This is a genomic window from Agrococcus sp. UYP33, from assembly GCF_054060915.1.
Genome location: NZ_JBSSDR010000001.1, coordinates 417,842 through 434,651 on the forward strand (window position 1 = coordinate 417,842; position 16,810 = coordinate 434,651).

The window sequence follows — 16,810 nt, forward strand, 5'->3', positions numbered from 1 at the left end:
CAGTTGTCCCCCGCGTGTCACGAACGAGGAGAGCCCATCGTGCGCTATGCACTTGCCGCCATCGCCACGATCGGCCTGGTCGCGTCGACCCTGCTGGGCTCCGCGCCCGCAGCGCAGGCCGCCACCGCCCGCCTCGACGGCGACGACCGCTTCGAGACGAGCGTGCTCGCCTCCCAGCGCCTCCCCGCGACCGACACCGTCTTCCTCGCATCCGGCACCGCGTTCCCTGACGCGCTCGCTGCCGCGCCGGTCGCCGCGGCCGAGGACGCGCACCTCCTGCTCGTGCGCCCGGAGGGCATCCCGCAGATCGTGCAGGACGAGCTGCGCAGGCTCGCGCCCAGCGAGATCGTGCTCATCGGCTCGGAGGCGTCCCTCTCCGCCGACGTCGCGGCACAGGCCGCCGCGACCGGTGCGCGCACCGTCACCCGCATCGGCGGCGCCGACCGCGTCGCGACCTCGATGCTGCTGCTCGACCGGATGCGCGACGAGGGCGCGGCCGTCACCGACATCTGGGTCGCGAGCGGCTACAGCTTCCCGGACGCGCTCGCCGCCGGCGCCGTCGCGGCGCGCGAGGGCCACGCCCTCGTGCTCACCCTCGGCGCCGACGCCGGGTTCCGGCAGCAGGTCACTGCTCGGATCGGCGGCGTGCAGCGCTTCCACATCCCCGGCAGCACGGGCAGCGTCAGCGCCGACGTGCAGTCGATGCTCGCGAGCACGGGGCGCGCGGTCGACCGCTTCCCCGGCGCGGACCGCTACGAGACCGCGGTGCAGATCAACCAGGCCTTCACCCGCACCGGCAGCGGCGGCCAGCTCGTGCTCACGAGCGGCGCCGACTTCCCCGACGGCCTCGTCGGGGCGGTCTACGCGGGCATCCGCGGCGAGTCGCTCTACCTCACCGACCCGAGCTGCGCGACGAGCGGCTCCGTGGCCGCCGAGCAGCGCCGCATCGCGAGCACCGGCACGACGGTGCTGGGCGGCGTGAACACCGTCTCCCCCGTCGCCGCCGAGCTCGTGCCGTGCGCTGCGCTCAACGCCTCCGCCTCCGACCTGCTCGACCGCATCAACGCGGCCCGCGCCGCCGCCGGACGGGCACCGCTCGCGCTCGACGGCTGCCTCTCGCGGATGGCGGGCGGCTGGGCGAGCGCGATGGCCGCCGGCAACCTCACCGGCTCCGCGCACAACCCGTCGCTCACTGCCGAGGCACGCGCGTGCTCGCTGCGCGGCTGGGGCGAGAACGTCGGCCGCACGATGGGCTCGAGCCCCGACGCCGCGCGCATCATGAGCGCCTGGATGGCGTCCCCGGCGCACAAGCTGAACATCGAGCGGGCGAGCTTCACCCACATCGGCATCGGCATCGACCGCGGCTCGAACGGCTCCTGGTACTACGTGCTGGACTTCGGCACGCGCTGACGCCGGGTGCGCGACGGCTAGACTCGGCCGGACGTGACCTCGACCGTTAGGCCAGCCTCCTCGTGAAGATCCTCCTGACCGGCGGCGCCGGCTTCATCGGCTCGAACTTCGTGCGGATGGCGCTCGAGCACCGCCTGCCCGGGCTCGAGGGCGCGGCGATCACCGTGCTCGACGCCCTGACCTACTCCGGCAACCCGGCGAACCTCGCGTCGGTCGCCGGGCATCCGCGCTACGCGTTCGTGCACGGCGACATCCGCGACATCGGCCTGCTCGACCGCATCATGCCGGGCGTCGACGCCGTCGTGCACCTCGCGGCCGAGAGCCACGTCGACCGGTCGGTGCGCGACGCGTCGATCTTCGTCGAGACGAACGTCGTCGGCACCCAGCGGCTGCTCGACGCGGCGCTCCGCCACGACGTGCGTCGCTTCATCCACGTCTCGACCGACGAGGTGTACGGCTCGATCGACGAGGGCGAGTGGACCGAGCAGAGCCCGCTCGAGCCGAGCAGCCCCTACTCGGCGTCGAAGGCCGGCAGCGACCTGCTGGCGCGCTCGTACCACCGCACCCACGGCCTCGACGTGCGCATCACGCGCTGCTCGAACAACTACGGGCCCTTCCACTTCCCCGAGAAGCTCGTGCCGCTCTTCGTCACGAACCTCATCGACGGCCTGGGCGTGCCGCTCTACGGCGACGGCGAGCACGTGCGCGACTGGCTCCACGTCGACGACCACTGCCGCGGCATCGCGCTCGTGCTCACCGGCGGCCGCCCCGGCGAGGTCTACAACATCGGCGGCGGCACCGAGCTGACGAACCGCCGCCTCACCGAGCTGCTGCTCGAGGCGACCGGGCGCGACTGGTCGGCCGTCGAGCCCGCGGTCGACCGCAAGGGCCACGACCGCCGCTACGCGGTCGACGCGACGAAGATCGCCGACGAGCTGGGCTACGCGCCGCAGGTGCCGTTCGAGCAGGGCATCGCCGACGTCGTGCAGTGGTACCGCGACCACCGCAGCTGGTGGGAGCCGCTCAAGGAGCGGGCAGCGCTGTGAACGGCCGCCTCACGGTGGTGCTCGACGAGGTCGGCGAGCGAAGCCCCACGACCGTCGGCCGCTACGCCGCCGCGCTCACGCATGCGCTCGCCACGACCGCGCCGTCGGGCTTCGACGTCGCCGCGATGTCGGCCAAGGTGAGCGACGGCCGCGAGCAGCGCATCCGCGAGCTGCTCCCCGGCATCGGCGAGCTGCGGCAGACGGCCATGCCCGCGCGCGAGCTGCGGCAGGCGTGGCTCCACTCGCTCACGACGCTGCCGGTGCGCGGCCTCGTGCACTCGACGAGCCTGCTGGCGCCGATGGTGCGCGAGCCCGAGCCGGGCGACCAGGTCACCGTCACGGTGCACGGCCTGCACCCGCTCTCCGACCGCTCCGAGCGCAAGCAGCGCTGGTTCGACCGCGCGCTGCGGCGGGCGCTCCGCCGTGCCGACGGGATCGTCGTGCCGTCGACCGCCGTCGCCGAGGATCTGCAGCTGCTGCACGACCTCGGTGACCGGGTGCGCGTCGTGCACCCGGCGCCCATCGTCGCGCAGTCGCTGCCCGCCGACCGGGGCGCCTCGAGCACCCTGCCGCTGCCCGACGAGTACGTGCTCGCGATGACGGCGCCCGGTGCGCGCGGGCAGGCGGAGGCGCTCATCGAGACCGTCGCGAGCTCGTCGATGCCGGATGTGCGGGTCGTCGTGGCGGGGCCCGTGCAGTGGGGCGAGTCGACGCTCGCGGCGATGGCCGTCGAGGCGGGGCTCCCGCCCGGGCGGCTCGTGATGCTCGGCGACCTCGACGCGACGCAGCTCGCGATCGCGCACCACCGCGCGCTCGCGCACCTGCACGTCTCCGAGCTCGACGCGCTCGGCCTCAGCCTGCTCGACGCCGCCGCGCTCGGCACGGCCACCGTGCATCCCGCCAACCGCTCGCTGCAGGAGATCGCCGGCGACGCGAGCGTGCCGGTCGAGGGCGGCCCGCACGAGCTCGCCGCGGCGCTCGGGCGGCTGCTCGCGGACGACGCGGAGCGCGAGCGGCTCGCGATGCACGCGATGGACCGCGCGCGGGCGTTCACGTGGGAGGCCGCCGCCCAGCAGGTGTGGCGGCTGCACGCGGAGCTGTGACCGTGCGGGTCTCCGTCGCGCTGTGCACCCACCAGGGCGAGCGCTGGATCGAGGAGCAGCTGCGCAGCATCCTGGCGCAGACGGTGCCGGTCGCCGAGATCGTCGTCGGCGACGACGCGTCCACCGACCGCACGCTCGACATCGTGCGGGCGGTCGCCGCCGAGACCGATGTGCCGATCCGCATCCGGCACCACGCGGTCGCCCTCGGCGTCGCGGGCAACTTCGCGGATGCGATCGCCGCGACCACCGGCGACGTCGTGGCGCTCTCGGACCAGGACGACGTGTGGCAGCCCGACCGGCTCGAGCGCCTGCTGCCGCACCTCGAGGGCGTCGCGCTCGTGCACTCGGATGCGCGGCTCGTCGACGCCGACGGCGCCCCGCTCGGCGCGACGCTCGCCGAGTCGCTCGAGATGAGCGCGTGGGAGCGCGCGGCGATGGCCGACGGGCGCGCCGTCCAGGCGCTCCTGCGGCGCAACCTCGTCACCGGCGCCACCGCGATCGTGCGGCGCGGCGCCGCGATGGCGGCGCTCCCCATCCCAGCAGGCTGGATCCACGACGAGTGGCTCGCGATGTGCGCCGCGCTGGGCGACGGCGTGCGGTTCGTGCCCGAGCAGACGATCGACTACCGCCAGCACGGCGGCAACCAGATCGGCGTGCGCCGGCTCGGGGCCGCCGACAAGCTGCGGCGGGTGCTCGAGGCCGACTCCGGCAAGCACGCGCTGAAGGCCCAGCGGGCGACGTCGCTCGCGACCGAGGCGACCCGTCGCGGGCTCGCGAGCGGCGCCGACCTCGAGGCGCTCGTCGAGAAGGCGCGCCACGAGCGAGACCGCGCGGCGCTCCCCCGCCCCCGGCTGCTGCGGGTGCCCGGGGTGCTGCGCGGCGTCGCGGCCGGGCGCTACGCGCGCTTCTCGCGCGGCGCGATCGACATCGCCCGCGACCTGCTCGAGCAGCACGGCGACTGACGGCCGCGCGCGCTCCTAGGGCTGGGGCGTCCCGGTCGGCGGCACGATCGCGTCGGCCTCCGCGAGCGACGCCTGCACCATCGCGTGGATCTGGTCGAAGTCGGGATCGCCGGTGTTGACACCGGAGTCCGGCACGAGCTCGAGGTTCGTGATGGGCAGCTGCCGCGTCTGCAGGGCGAGCTCCGACAGCGAGCCGATCATCGACTGCGGCACGTCGGTCTGCACCATGTCCTGGCCCGCGGCGGAGAGCTGCGAGTACTTCGTCAGCAGCGTCTCGGGGGTGAACTGCGAGATCACCGCCTCCTGCACCTGCCGCTGGCGCTCCATGCGCGCGTAGTCCGAGGAGCCGGCGCGGCTGCGGGCGTACCAGAGCGCGTGGTAGCCGTCCATGCGCTGCACGCCCGGCTCGATCCACTCCTCCACCGGGCCGCCCTCGATCGCGATCGGCACCCGGTCCGTGACGGTCAGCTCCACGCCGCCGAGCGCATCCACGAGGTCGGAGAAGCCGTGCATGTCGACGAGCACGAAGAACTGCAGCTCGAGGCCCGTGACGCCCTCGACCGCGTCGCGCGTCGCCTCGATGCCCGGGCTCGAGCCGTTCGCGACGGCGTCGGGGTAGAGCTCGGGGTGCCCCTCGCCGTAGGTGTAGGTGCCGTTGAGGTAGCAGTCGCTCGACTCGCAGTCGAAGCCGTTCGGGTACGGCCCCCACATCGGCGAGCCCTCCGAGAAGGGCGCGTTGCGCAGGTTGCGCGGCACGCCGATCATCGTCGCAGCGCCGGTCTCGGCGTTGACGGTCACGACGGTCATCGAGTCGGCGCGCAGGCCCTGGCGGTCCTCCCCCGCGTCGCCGCCGAGCAGCAGGAACGTGAAGCGGCCGTCGACGGGCTCGACCGCGGGGCGGGCGAAGTCGAACAGGTCGGAGACGAGGCCCCGGGATGCGTCGACGATCGTCGCGCCGTAGCCCGCGAGCGCCGCCGGCGCGATCGTCGCGATGATCGACAGCGCGGCGATGCCCGCGCGGGCGCCGCCCACGACCTTCGGCAGCCGCGCGAGCCGCAGGGTGTCGAAGCCGAGCACGAGCCAGAGGATCGCGTAGCCGATGAGGAGCGCCTCGACGACGAGCAGGCCGATCGAGTTCGCGACGACGGTGAGCAGCGCGCTGCGCCAGGCGAACCATCCGATCGCGGCGACGAGCAGCAGCACGAGCAGCACGATGGTCGCGCCGATGCCGAAGCGGCCGAGGCGGCGATTGCCGGCGAGCACCTGGGCGCTGCCGGGCAGCAGGAAGCCGACCCCCACGAGCCACCAGCCGCGCCGCTGCATGACCTCCGGGCGGTCGACCGCCGGGTGGCGGATCGGTGTGCCGGTCTCCAGCAGCGTCATGTGCCCGCGTCCACGCGGTCGCGGAGCGCCTGCGCCTTGGCGTCGACCTGCTGCTCGAGGTCGGCCGCGAAGGCGTCGAGGCGCTCGGCGACGGCGGGGTCGCTCGAGCCGAGGATGCGCGCGGCGAGGATGCCGGCGTTGCGGCCGCCGCCGATCGAGACGGTGGCGACCGGGATGCCCGCGGGCATCTGCACGATCGAGAGCAGGCTGTCGAGGCCGTCGAGCCGCTCGAGCGGCACCGGCACGCCGATGACGGGCAGGCGCGTCATCGACGCGACCATGCCGGGCAGGTGCGCCGCCCCACCGGCGCCGGCGATGATGACGCGCACGCCGCGGTCGGCCGCGCCGCGGGCGAAGTCGACCATCTTCTGCGGGGTCCGGTGCGCGGACACGACGTCGACCTCGGAGGCGACGCCGAGCTCATCGAGCGCGACCTTCGCCGCCTCCATGACCCGCCAGTCGGAGTCCGATCCCATGATGATGCTGACCTGCGCAGGCATGGCGTCAAGGGTACGCGCGCCAGCACCCTCCCTCCGACGCCTCGCCGCCGCGGTCCGCCTCGCCCGCATCCGGACCCGAGCCGACAGGTGCCCGCACCCGCGAGGGGTGGCGCGGCAGGCCCACCCCGCGCGGGCAGCCCCACCCGTCGCTGGCGGAGCCACCCGTGGTGGGCGGCTCCAGCGCTGGCCCGCGCGGGTCAGGCGTCGAAGTGGGCTGCCGCCGCTCGGGCGCGGTAGGCGACCTCGTCCATGTCATCGCCGATCGCGGTCACGTGGCCCACCTTGCGGCCGGGGCGCGTCGCCTTCGCGTAGGAGTGCACCTTCACGTCCGGGTGGGAGGCGAGCGCCGCCGCGTAGCGGTCGGCCATCGCACCGGAGGCGGGACCGCCGATCACGTTGATCATCACGCTGGCCGGGGCGAGGATCGCCGTCGAGCCGAGCGGCAGGTCGAGCACCGCGCGCAGGTGCTGCTCGAACTGGCTCGTCACCGAGCCGTCGATCGTCCAGTGGCCGGAGTTGTGCGGGCGCATCGCGAGCTCGTTCACGAGCACGCGGCCGTCGTCGGTCTCGAACATCTCGACCGCGAGCACGCCGGTGACCTGAAGCCCCTCGGCGATCGAGCGCGCGATGTCGTCGACGAGCGGCTGGATGCGCGACGCGTGCGGCGCCGGCGCGAGCACCTCGGCGCAGATCGAGTCGCGCTGCACCGTCTGCACGAGCGGCCACACGACCGCATCGCCCGACGGGCGGCGCGCGACGAGCTGCGCGAGCTCGCGCCGGAAGGGCACGAGCTCCTCGACGAGCAGCTGCGGACCGCCCGAGGCGGCACCGGCGAGCCAGTCGGCCGCCTCCGTCGCGTCGCGCACGACGCGCACGCCCTTGCCGTCGTAGCCGCCGGTGGCTGTCTTCACGACCCCGACGCCGCCGTGGTCCGCGAGGAAGCGCTCGAGGTCCTCCACGCCGTCGACGGGCGCCCAGTCGGGCTGCGGTGCACCGAGCTCGGCCATGCGCTCCCGCATCGCCCGCTTGTCCTGCGCGAACCGCAGCGCGTCCGGGCCCGGATGCACCGCGTGCCCGGCGTCGACGAGCGCGCGCAGCACCTCCTGCGGCACGTGCTCGTGGTCGAACGTCACGACATCGACGTCGGCGGCGAACGCGAGCACCGCGTCGACGTCGCGGTAGTCCCCGACGGCCGTCGCCGCGAGCGCCGCCGACATGCCCTCGGCCTCCGCGAGCACGCGCAGCTCGATGCCGAGCTCGACAGCCGCCGGGATCATCATGCGGGCCAGCTGCCCGCCGCCCACCACGCCGACGATCATGCCGCTCGCCCCGCATCCGCTGCGGCGTGCATCGCGGCGCGGCCGCATCCGATCACGGCGATCCTCATGGAGCTCCTTCGTAGCCGGCGCGTCAGCCGCGCGCGATGGTGGTGGCGCCGTCGCCGGCGTCGGGGACGACGATGCCGCGGGCGCCGAGCTGCTCGGACAGCATGCGCTGCACGAGGGATGCGCTCGGCACGTCGGCGAGGATGACGGCGCGGTCGCCGCCCGTCGACAGCAGCACGTCGCCGGCGCCGAAGAGCGCCTGCAGGCCGCGGCGGCGCACCGTCACGTCGTGCACGCGGGAGAGCATCGTCTCGCGCCGCGTGCCGCCGAAGCTGCCGCGGATGATGACGCGCTCGGTGGTGAAGACGAAGGCGCGCGAGAGCCAGGCGAGCGTTGGCACGAGCGTGAGCAGCCCCGTCACGAGCCCGGCGACGGTCAGCACGGCGACGTTCCAGAGCGGCCAGTCGACCCGGTCGAGCAGGAGCGCGACGAGGCCGGCGCAGCCCCACAGCACGAGCACCGGCACGATGAGCACGCGCGCGTGCGGTCGCATGCGCGCGATCACGCGCTCCTCGCCGGTCGACACGGGACGATCATCTCGCATCAGCGCACGTGCACGACGTCGCCCGCCCGCACGTCGACGATCCTGTCGTCGGTGTCGACCTGCAGCTCGCCGTGCGGTCCGAGGCCGACGGCGCGGCCGACGAGCTCGCCGGCGGGCAGCGCGACGCGCACGTCGCGGCCGATCGTGCTGAGGTCGGCGGCGACCGCCGCGCGCAGCGCCTCGGTGCCGAGCGCGGGCAGCAGCGCGCCGAGCGAGCGCAGCACGCCGCACAGGATGGCGTCGGCGAGCACGGGCGCGGAGCCCTCGGCGCCCTCGAGCGTGAGCGAGGTCGCCTGCGCCGTCGGCAGCTCGGCGGCGGTGAGCGTGAGGTTGACGCCGAAGCCGACCGCGACGCCGGTCCTGCGGCGCTCGCACAGGATGCCGGCGACCTTCTTGCCCTCGACGAGCACGTCGTTCGGCCACTTCAGGGAGGCGCGGTCGGCGACGAGCGGGTCGAGCGCGTCGGCGAGCGCGAGGCCGGCGGCGAGCGGCAGCCAGCCGATCGCCTCCTCGCTCAGCCGCTTCGTGCGCACGAGCACGGTCGCCGCGAGGCACTTGCCGGCCGGTGAGACCCACTCGCGGCCGAGGCGGCCGCGGCCGGCCCGCTGGTCGAGCGTCGCCCAGGTCGTGAGGTGCTCCGCGCGCTCGTCGACGGCGTCGAAGGTCGAGCCGACCGTGCCGAGCTCGATGACCGTGCCGGCACTCGACGCGCCTGGGAAGAGCATGGCTCCAGCCTAGGACGAGGGGCGCCCTGTAGCGGCCGCAGATGGAGAGGATCACCACCGGACCGCGGCAGGACGCTGTGGGAGTCCACAAAGGCCGGGCATGGGGCGCCGTCTAGAGTGGCATCCGTGACCGACGAGACCACTGCTGCTGCGCCCATGTCGACGACGGCCGAGCGGATCGACGACCTCCGCCTGCGGCACCGCGAGGCGGTGACCGACAAGGAGTCGAAGGCCAAGCAGCGGCAGGGCGCGAAGGGCAAGAAGACGGCCCGCGAGCGCATCGAGCAGTTCGTCGACAAGGGCTCGTTCGTCGAGTTCGACGCCTACGTGCGGCACCGCACCACGGCGTTCGGCATGGAGGGCAACCGCCCCTACGGCGACGCGGTGGTGACCGGCATCGGCACCGTCCACGGTCGGCGCGTGGCCGTCTACGCCCAGGACTTCACCACCTTCGGCGGCTCGCTCGGCGAGGTCGCCGGCGAGAAGATCATCAAGATCCAGGACTACGCGATGAAGGTGGGCGTGCCCATCGTCGGCATGCTCGACTCCGGCGGCGCGCGCATCCAGGAGGGCGTCGTCGCGCTCGGCAAGTACGGCGAGATCTTCAAGCGCAACACCGCCGCCTCGGGCGTGATCCCGCAGATCTCGATCGTGATGGGCCCGGCCGCCGGCGGCGCCGTCTACTCCCCCGCGCTCACCGACTTCGTGATCATGGTCGACAAGTCGAGCCACATGTTCGTCACCGGCCCCGACGTCATCAAGACGGTCACGGGCGAGGAGGTCGGCTTCGAGGAGCTCGGCGGTGGCCGCACCCACAACACGGTGTCGGGCGTGAGCCACTACCTCGCCGCCGACGAGGACGACGCCCTCGACTACGTGCGCGCGCTGCTGGCCTACCTGCCTGACAACAACCAGTCGGAGGTGCCCGCCTACGACCACGCGGCGGAGCGCGTCGTCAACGACAGCGACCGCCGCCTCAACACGATCATCCCCGACTCGCCGAACCAGCCCTACGACGTGCTGGGCATCATCGAGACGCTCATGGACGACCGCGAGTTCCTCGAGGTGCAGCCGCTGTACGCCCCGAACATCGTGATCGGCTTCGGTCGTCTCGAGGGTCGGACGATCGGCGTGATCGCGAACCAGCCGAAGCAGATGGCGGGCACGCTCAACATCGAGGCGGGCGAGAAGGCCGCGCGCTTCGTGCGCTTCTGCGACTCGTTCTCGATCCCGATCCTGACCGTCGTCGACGTGCCCGGCTACCTGCCCGGCACCGACCAGGAGTGGTCGGGCGTCATCCGCCGCGGCGCGAAGCTGCTCTACGCCTACGCCGAGGCGACCGTGCCGATGGTGACCGTCATCACGCGGAAGGCCTACGGCGGCGCCTACATCGTCATGGGCTCGAAGCAGCTCGGCGCCGACATCAACGTCGCGTGGCCGTCGGCCGAGATCGCGGTGATGGGCGGCCAGGGCGCGGTGAACATCCTGTACCGCAACGAGATCCGCGACGCCGAGGCCGCGGGCCACGACGTGGCGGAGGTGCGGAAGCGCCTCGCGAGCGAGTACACCTACAACGTCGCCTCGCCGTTCCTCGCCGCCGAGCGCGGCGAGCTCGACGGCATCATCGAGCCTGCCGAGACGCGCGTCATGATCACGCGGGCCTTCCGCGCGCTGCGCACGAAGCGCGTGCAGCGCCCCGAGAAGAAGCACGGGAACATCCCGCTGTGAGCGACGCGGACGCATCCGAGCCCATCATGACCGTGGTGGGCGGCTCGCCCACCGACGAGGAGCGCGCGGCGGTCGAGGCCGTGCTGCTCGGCATGGCCGAGGAGTGGGCCGAGACCAAGCACCGTCGCGTGCTCGACACCGAGAGCGAGTGGCAGTCGCGGGCTCGCGCCGACACCGGGCGCGGCGCGCGCCGCTGAACGCCGGGCGCGGACCCCGTCGGGCGCAGCCCGGCCCCAGGCGGCCTCCCGGCACCCCGCGGCTAGCATCGCCCCCATGGTGAGGCTGCGAAAGGCACGTCCGCGATCGGATGCCGGCATCCGGCGGCGCAGGTCGGGGCGCGGCTGGTCGTACCGGCACGACGACGGGCGGCCGGTCACGCGCGAGGAGCGCGAGCGCGCCGAGTCGCTCGCGGTGCCGCCCGCCTGGAAGGACGTCTGGATCGCAGCCGACCCGCTCGCGCACATCCAGGCGATCGGCGTCGACGACGCCGGCCGCACGCAGTACCGCTACCACCCGCACTGGCGCGAGCGGCGCGACCGCGCGAAGCACGAGCGCGCCCTCAGCCTCGCCGAGTCGCTGCCGGCGATGCGACGGCGGGTCACGCTGGATCTCGAGCGCGAAGGACTCCCGCGCGAGCGCGTGCTCGCGGCCGCGCTGCGCATGCTCGACACCGTGGCGATCCGCGCGGGCGGCGACACCTACGCCGAGGAGCGCGGGTCGCGGGGGCTCATGACGCTGCTGTGCCGACACGCGACCGTCACGGGCGACTCGGTGCGGCTGCGCTTCCCGGCGAAGTCGGGGCAGCGCTTCGACGTCACGATCGAGGACCCGGCGCTCGCGCGCTGCGTCGAGGAGCTCATGGCGGGGCGCTCCCGCACGTCCCGCCTGCTCGCCTTCCGCGACGCCGACGGCATGCATCCGCTCCGCGACGTCGACCTCAACGACGCGGTGCGCGAGGCGACCGGCGGCGAGTTCACCGCGAAGGACTTCCGCACCCTGCACGGCACGATCGTGGCCGCCGTCGCGCTCGCCCGCGCTCGCGACATCGGCACGAAGACCGCCAGGGCGCGCGCGGTGCGCGCCGCGGTCGTCGAGGTGTCGCAGGCGCTCGGCAACACCCCGTCGGTCGCGCGCGCGAGCTACATCGACCCGGAGGTCTTCGCGCGCTTCGAGGCGGGCGCGACGATCGGGCTCACCGGCTCGCGCGAGCGCGCGCTGCTCGACCTGCTGCGCTAGTCCTGCAGCAGCGGCGCGATCGCGTCGGCGACGACCTGCTGGCGCATCGTCGACGCCGCCGCACCCATGTGGGTGCGGTCGACCCACGTCGGCACGCCCTGCAGGATGCTCGGGCACGTGCCGGTCCCCGGGTCGCAGAACCAGCCGAGCGTGTCGACGACGGCGACCCCGCCCGCCTCGAGCCCGGCGTCGAGCGTCTCGTGGCGTGCGATCTGCGCATCCTGCAGCGCGATCGCGCAGGCGTCGAGCGGCGTGCCGGCCGCGTGCGCCTCGATGCAGGCATCCGGCTCCGGCCCGGGCGGCGGGCTGTCGAGCCAGAGCGTGCGGATGCCGAGCGCGTGCAGCTGCTCCGCGTACGCGAGCGTGCCAGCGGCGAGCTGGTCGCCGGTGTCGGCGGCGCGATCCTCGTAGCCCTCGCCCACCCACCAGGCGCCGTAGCTGATGATGACGAGCTCGGGGAGCCGCTCCGCGGCCAGCTCGAGCACGGTGCGGGCGTGCGCATCGCACACGCGCATGAAGTCGCCGATCTGCTGCTCGACGGCCGGGCCGCTCGAGAACGGGCACATCTCGCGGCCGAGCAGCTGCACGTCGGCGGAGCCGCCGAGCGCGCCGCGCACCGCGGGCGACCAGGTGACGGCCTGCGAGTCGCCGACGATCCAGACCTCGCGGTCGCTCTCGGAGTCGTCGAAGCGGCACTGCGCCTGCTGATCGGGGCCGACGGTGAGGCAGTCGTCGACGAGCCACTCGGCCGAGCGGCCGTCCTCGCCGACGACGGCGCCGGGCGAGGGCGCCGACGGCGTCGCCACGGCCTCCGCGATCCAGCGGGCGAGCTCGTCGTCGTCGGCGGCGACCGGGTTCGTCGCCGCCGCCTCGGCGACCGCCGCGCGCTGCAGGAGCGGTGCGACGACGATGCCCACGGCGCTGATCGCGGCGACGACCGGCAGCGCGTACGCGAGCAGCGGTCGGCCGCGCGCCGGCCGCCCCGTGGGTGCCGCCGCCTCGACGCGGCGCCTGCTCGGTCGGTGCAGCAGCGCGATGAGGCGGTAGGACCCGTACGAGAGCCCGATCGAGAGCGCGAGGATCGCGGCGCCCTCGAGCGCGTCGATCTCGAGCCCGGCGGTCGGGAAGAAGGCGATGAAGCCCTTGAGCACCGGCCAGTGCCAGAGGTAGAGCCCGTAGGAGATGCCCCCGAGCCAGACGAGCGGCTTGAGGCGCAGCAGCCGGGTCACCGGCGCGCCCTGGTCGCCCTCGCCGGCGAGCAGGATGAGCAGCGCGCCCGCGACCGGCCAGAGCGTGACCCAGCCGGGCTGCTGCCACTCGGGCGGCAGCAGGCCGGCGGTGAGCACGAGCGCGATGCCGACGACGCCCATGAGGATGCGGGCCACGCGGTGCAGCGGGATGCGCGTCACGACGAGCGCGGCGAAGCCGCCGAGCGCGAGCTCCCACGTGCGCGCGAACGTGTCGTAGTAGGTCGGGACCGGGTCGATCGACAGCTGCACGAGCGCGAACACGAACGACGCGACCGCGGCCGCGCCGAGGACGACGCCGAACCACAGGCGCGCGTCGCGCATCCGCGTCGCCTTCGCCACGAGCGCGAACAGGCCGGCCGCGATGATGCACATCGCCGTGAACTGCCCCTGGGCACCCATCGCCCAGAAGTGCTGGAACGCCGACTTGTCGTGACCGGCGGCGACGTAGTCGGTCGCGTCGGCCGCGAGTCGCCAGTTCTCCCAGTAGGTGGCGGAGGCGAGGATGTCGGTCATCACGCGGTCGATGCCGAGCGGGCCGGAGAAGACGAGCGCGATCGTGCCGACGACGACGAGCACGATCACCGCCATCGGGAACAGGCGCTGCGCGGTGCGCCAGAGCGTCTTCGGCACGTGCACGCCGCCGGTGCGCTCGAGCTCGCGCATGAGGCTCATGGCGAGCAGGTAGCCGCCGATCGCGAAGAAGACATCGACGCCGCCGGAGACGTTGCCGAACCAGATGTGGTAGCTCGCGACGAGCAGGGAGGCGATGGCGCGGAGACCCTGGATGTCGAGCCTGCGATCCTTCGACTGCGCTGCCATGGCCCCTTGGTGTCCGGTGATGGGATGCGTCGGCGCGAGCGCGCGCCGAGGAGCCATCCTACCGGGGGCCGCAGCGGCGGCCGATTCCCTGCCTGGTGAGAGCCGCGAGCGCTAGCGTGCGCACATGCACGCGATCGTCTCCGGCGCCGGTGTCGCCGGGCTCGCGCTGGCGGGCAGGCTGGCGCTCGACGGGTGGACCGTCGACGTCGTCGAGCGCGCCCGCGCGCCGCGCGCATCCGGCTACCTCATCGACTTCTTCGGGCAGGGCTTCGCGGCGGCGGAGCGGCTCGGGCTGCTGCCCGCGCTCCGCGCTCGCGCCGAGTGGTACGGCGAGCTGCGGTCGGTCGACGCCGCCGGCCGCGTGCGCGGCAGGCTGCCGATGTCGGTCGTCGAGCAGGCGGTCGCGGGGCGCTACCTCACCATCCTGCGCCCGCAGATCGTCGAGGCGCTGCAGTCGTCGCTGCCCGAGGGCGTGCGGATGCGCTGGGGCGCGCAGATCGAGACCGCGCACGAAGACGGCACCCGCGTGCAGGTGCTGCTCTCGGACGGCGAGCGGCTCGAGGCCGACGTGCTCGTCGGCGCCGACGGGGTCGGCTCGCGAGTGCGGCGGCTGCTCTGGGGGCCGCACGAGCAGTTCGTGCGGCCGCTCGGCGACCTGCTCGCGGTCGCGTGGATCGGCGAGGACGCCGAGCTCTCGGCCGACCTCGGCGGCCGGGTCGCGATGCAGGTCGAGCTCGACCGGCAGCTCGTGATGGCGCCGCTCGGCGCGTCGGGCGTCACCGGCTTCGCCGTGCTGCGGGGCGTGACGCCCGCGCAGGCGCGCGCGTCCATCGCCGGGATGGGTGCGCTCGGCCGGCGCGCGGTGCGCGGCATCCGCGAGCCCTACGTCGACCATGTCGCGCAGACGGTCGTCGAGCCGTGGGTGCGAGGGCGCGTCGTGCTGCTCGGCGACGCGTGCGCGGCCGTCTCACTCGTCGCGGGCCAGGGCGCCTCGCTCGCCATCGCCGGTGCGGAGCGGCTCGCGGAGGAGCTCGCGTGGGCGCGGCATCCGAGCGACGTGACCGCGGGGCTCGCGGCCTACGAGCGCGACTGGCGGCCCATCGTCGAGCGCGAGCAGGCGCGGGGACGACGCGTGCAGGCGACGTTCGCCCCGCACACGCGCATCGAGCTCGAGGGCAACCGCGCGATGTGGCGGGCAGCCGCGATCCCCGGCGTCGCGCACCTCGTCGCGCGCGCGGCCGGCGGCGTCACCAAGGCGAGCTGAGGCGGAGCGCCGCTCCCCCTCGGCCGCTCAGCTCAGGCCCCAGCGCACAACGCAAGCCCCGCCGGCGCGATCAGCGCCACGCGGCGCAGCAGTGCCGGCTCCGTCGCGAGGATGCGCTCGAGGGCTTGCGTCGTGCGCCTGGAGCCGGGCGGCGGGAGCCCCTAGCGGCGGAAGGACGCCACGGCCTCGACGTGGTGCGTGTGCGGGAACAGGTCGAACGCCTCGAGCGACTCGACCTGCCAGCCGGCCTCGCCGAGCAGCTTCGCGTCGCGCGCGAGCGCGACGGGGTCGCACGCGACGTAGACGATCTGGCCGGGCTCGAGGCCGACGACCTGCTCGATGACCTCGCGGCCGGCGCCCGCGCGCGGCGGGTCGAGCACGATGAGCCCGCGCGCCAGGCGCTCGCGCTCGGCGCGGCTCGCGCGCTGGCCGAGCTCGCGCAGCCAGCGGTCGACCTTGCCCGTCTCGGCGCTCGCGCCCAGCCACTCCGCGAGGTTCTCGCTCGCGTGATCGGTCGCCACCTCGTCGGCCTCGACGCTCGTGATGCGCGTGCGCTCCCCCAGCGCCTCCGCGACGGTGGCCGCGAAGAGGCCGACGCCGCCGTAGAGGTCGAGGCTCCACCCGCCCGCGTCGACGCGGTCGGTGTCGATCGCGCGACGGACGGCATCCGTGAGCACGGCGGGCGCCTCGCGGTGCACCTGCCAGAACCCCGAGCGGTCGAGCTGGAACTCGCGCTCGCCGACCGTCTCGACGATCGTGTCGGTGCGGCCGCGCTCCGGCTCGCCCTCCATCGCGATGACGTCCACCTCGCCCTCGCTCCACTCGACGTAGTCGACGGCCGTGACGCGCGGCAGCCGCTGGTCGAGCTGCGCCGAGCGCTGGATGCCCTCGGTCGCGAGCGGCAGGCTCGTCACCGGCACGACCTCGTGGCTGCGCGGCGCGAACGGCCCCTGGCGACCGCGGTCGTCGACGTGCAGGCGCACTCGCGTGCGCCACGCGAGGCCGCCCCGCGCGTCGTCGCCGGGCGCCGCTGCCACCGGCACCTCGCGCTGCATGCCGCCGGTGCGCTCGAGCGCGTCCTCGATGACCCGCTGCTTCAGCTGCCGCTGTCGCGGCAGCGCGATGTGCCCGAACTCGGCCCCACCGGCGCGCTCGAGCGGCGCCCGGTCGATGGCTGCCTCGGCCCACACGTGCGGCACCCGGTCGGGGCTCGCCTCGACGACGCCGAGCGCGACCGCGGTCGCGAACGACTTCTTCACCTCGACGACCTGCGCGCGCACGGTCTCGCCGGGGATCGTGTCGGGCACGAACACGACGCGCCCCTCATGGCGGCCGACGAATCGGCCGCCGTGGGCGACGTTGTCGATCGTGAGCTCGACGATCTGGCCGGGCTCGACCTGGCCTCGGGGCGCGTGGGGTGCGGACATGCCTCCATCCTCCCATCGACCTCCGGTC

At 74.2% G+C, this 16,810-nt stretch carries 15 protein-coding genes; 8 read left to right on the forward strand and 7 right to left on the reverse strand.

Annotated features, from left to right (window positions below):
• Positions 1-39 precede the first annotated feature (39 nt).
• From ACVWW9_RS02010 to ACVWW9_RS02025, 4 genes are all read left to right on the forward strand, one after another.
• Positions 40-1,410, forward strand: a complete 1,371-nt coding sequence (locus ACVWW9_RS02010) for a cell wall-binding repeat-containing protein (RefSeq protein ID WP_354259077.1) — start codon at positions 40-42, stop codon at positions 1,408-1,410.
• Between the two features lie 62 nt (positions 1,411-1,472).
• A complete protein-coding gene (rfbB, locus tag ACVWW9_RS02015) occupies positions 1,473-2,456 on the forward strand; it encodes a dTDP-glucose 4,6-dehydratase (RefSeq protein ID WP_456514179.1) in 984 nt (327 codons plus the stop codon).
• A complete protein-coding gene (locus ACVWW9_RS02020) occupies positions 2,453-3,559 on the forward strand; it encodes a glycosyltransferase family protein (protein ID WP_456514180.1) in 1,107 nt (368 codons plus the stop codon). Before rfbB ends, ACVWW9_RS02020 begins: the two co-directional genes overlap by 4 nt.
• Before the next feature lie 2 nt (positions 3,560-3,561).
• Positions 3,562-4,521 (forward strand): glycosyltransferase family 2 protein, encoded by a 960-nt coding sequence (locus tag ACVWW9_RS02025; RefSeq protein ID WP_456514181.1) that lies wholly within the window; start codon positions 3,562-3,564, stop codon positions 4,519-4,521.
• 15 nt (positions 4,522-4,536) lie between these two features.
• Here ACVWW9_RS02025 and ACVWW9_RS02030 read toward each other — a convergent pair whose 3' ends face one another.
• From ACVWW9_RS02030 to ACVWW9_RS02050, 5 genes are all read right to left on the reverse strand, one after another.
• Complete coding sequence (locus ACVWW9_RS02030) at positions 4,537-5,904, reverse strand: LCP family protein (RefSeq protein WP_456514182.1); 1,368 nt, start codon at positions 5,902-5,904, stop codon at positions 4,537-4,539.
• Complete coding sequence (purE, locus tag ACVWW9_RS02035) at positions 5,901-6,404, reverse strand: 5-(carboxyamino)imidazole ribonucleotide mutase (RefSeq protein ID WP_456514183.1); 504 nt, start codon at positions 6,402-6,404, stop codon at positions 5,901-5,903. The genes ACVWW9_RS02030 and purE overlap by 4 nt, the downstream gene beginning before the upstream one ends.
• Positions 6,405-6,601: 197 nt before the next feature.
• A complete protein-coding gene (locus ACVWW9_RS02040) occupies positions 6,602-7,723 on the reverse strand; it encodes a 5-(carboxyamino)imidazole ribonucleotide synthase (protein ID WP_456514184.1) in 1,122 nt (373 codons plus the stop codon).
• A gap of 91 nt (positions 7,724-7,814) precedes the next feature.
• On the reverse strand, positions 7,815-8,315 hold the full coding sequence (locus tag ACVWW9_RS02045; RefSeq protein ID WP_170165487.1) for a PH domain-containing protein: 501 nt from the start codon (positions 8,313-8,315) through the stop codon (positions 7,815-7,817).
• A 17-nt stretch (positions 8,316-8,332) separates the two neighbouring features.
• Entirely contained in the window at positions 8,333-9,058 is a 726-nt protein-coding gene (locus ACVWW9_RS02050; protein WP_354259058.1) for a biotin--[acetyl-CoA-carboxylase] ligase, read from the reverse strand.
• A gap of 156 nt (positions 9,059-9,214) precedes the next feature.
• Here ACVWW9_RS02050 and ACVWW9_RS02055 point away from each other — a divergent pair, with 156 nt between their 5' ends.
• The 3 genes from ACVWW9_RS02055 to ACVWW9_RS02065 all read left to right on the forward strand — a co-directional run bounded on the left by ACVWW9_RS02055 (position 9,215) and on the right by ACVWW9_RS02065 (position 12,022).
• Positions 9,215-10,786 carry an acyl-CoA carboxylase subunit beta gene (locus tag ACVWW9_RS02055; RefSeq protein WP_354261575.1) on the forward strand — a complete coding sequence of 524 codons (1,572 nt, stop codon included), beginning with the start codon at positions 9,215-9,217 and terminating at the stop codon, positions 10,784-10,786.
• Positions 10,783-10,983, forward strand: coding sequence for an acyl-CoA carboxylase subunit epsilon (locus tag ACVWW9_RS02060; RefSeq protein ID WP_456514185.1), 201 nt, complete (start codon positions 10,783-10,785; stop codon positions 10,981-10,983). Before ACVWW9_RS02055 ends, ACVWW9_RS02060 begins: the two co-directional genes overlap by 4 nt.
• Positions 10,984-11,059: 76 nt before the next feature.
• The gene (locus tag ACVWW9_RS02065; RefSeq protein WP_354259053.1) at positions 11,060-12,022 is read left to right on the forward strand and encodes a DNA topoisomerase IB; all 963 of its coding nucleotides are present in this window, start codon (positions 11,060-11,062) and stop codon (positions 12,020-12,022) included.
• Here ACVWW9_RS02065 and ACVWW9_RS02070 read toward each other — a convergent pair.
• A complete protein-coding gene (locus ACVWW9_RS02070) occupies positions 12,019-14,091 on the reverse strand; it encodes an acyltransferase family protein (RefSeq protein ID WP_456514186.1) in 2,073 nt (690 codons plus the stop codon). The genes ACVWW9_RS02065 and ACVWW9_RS02070 overlap by 4 nt on opposite strands.
• Before the next feature lie 124 nt (positions 14,092-14,215).
• Between ACVWW9_RS02070 and ACVWW9_RS02075 the strand changes: the two genes are divergently transcribed.
• The gene (locus ACVWW9_RS02075; protein ID WP_456514187.1) at positions 14,216-15,355 is read left to right on the forward strand and encodes an FAD-dependent monooxygenase; all 1,140 of its coding nucleotides are present in this window, start codon (positions 14,216-14,218) and stop codon (positions 15,353-15,355) included.
• A gap of 161 nt (positions 15,356-15,516) precedes the next feature.
• Here ACVWW9_RS02075 and ACVWW9_RS02080 read toward each other — a convergent pair whose 3' ends face one another.
• Positions 15,517-16,782, reverse strand: a complete 1,266-nt coding sequence (locus ACVWW9_RS02080; RefSeq protein ID WP_456514188.1) for a class I SAM-dependent RNA methyltransferase — start codon at positions 16,780-16,782, stop codon at positions 15,517-15,519.
• Positions 16,783-16,810 lie beyond the last annotated feature (28 nt).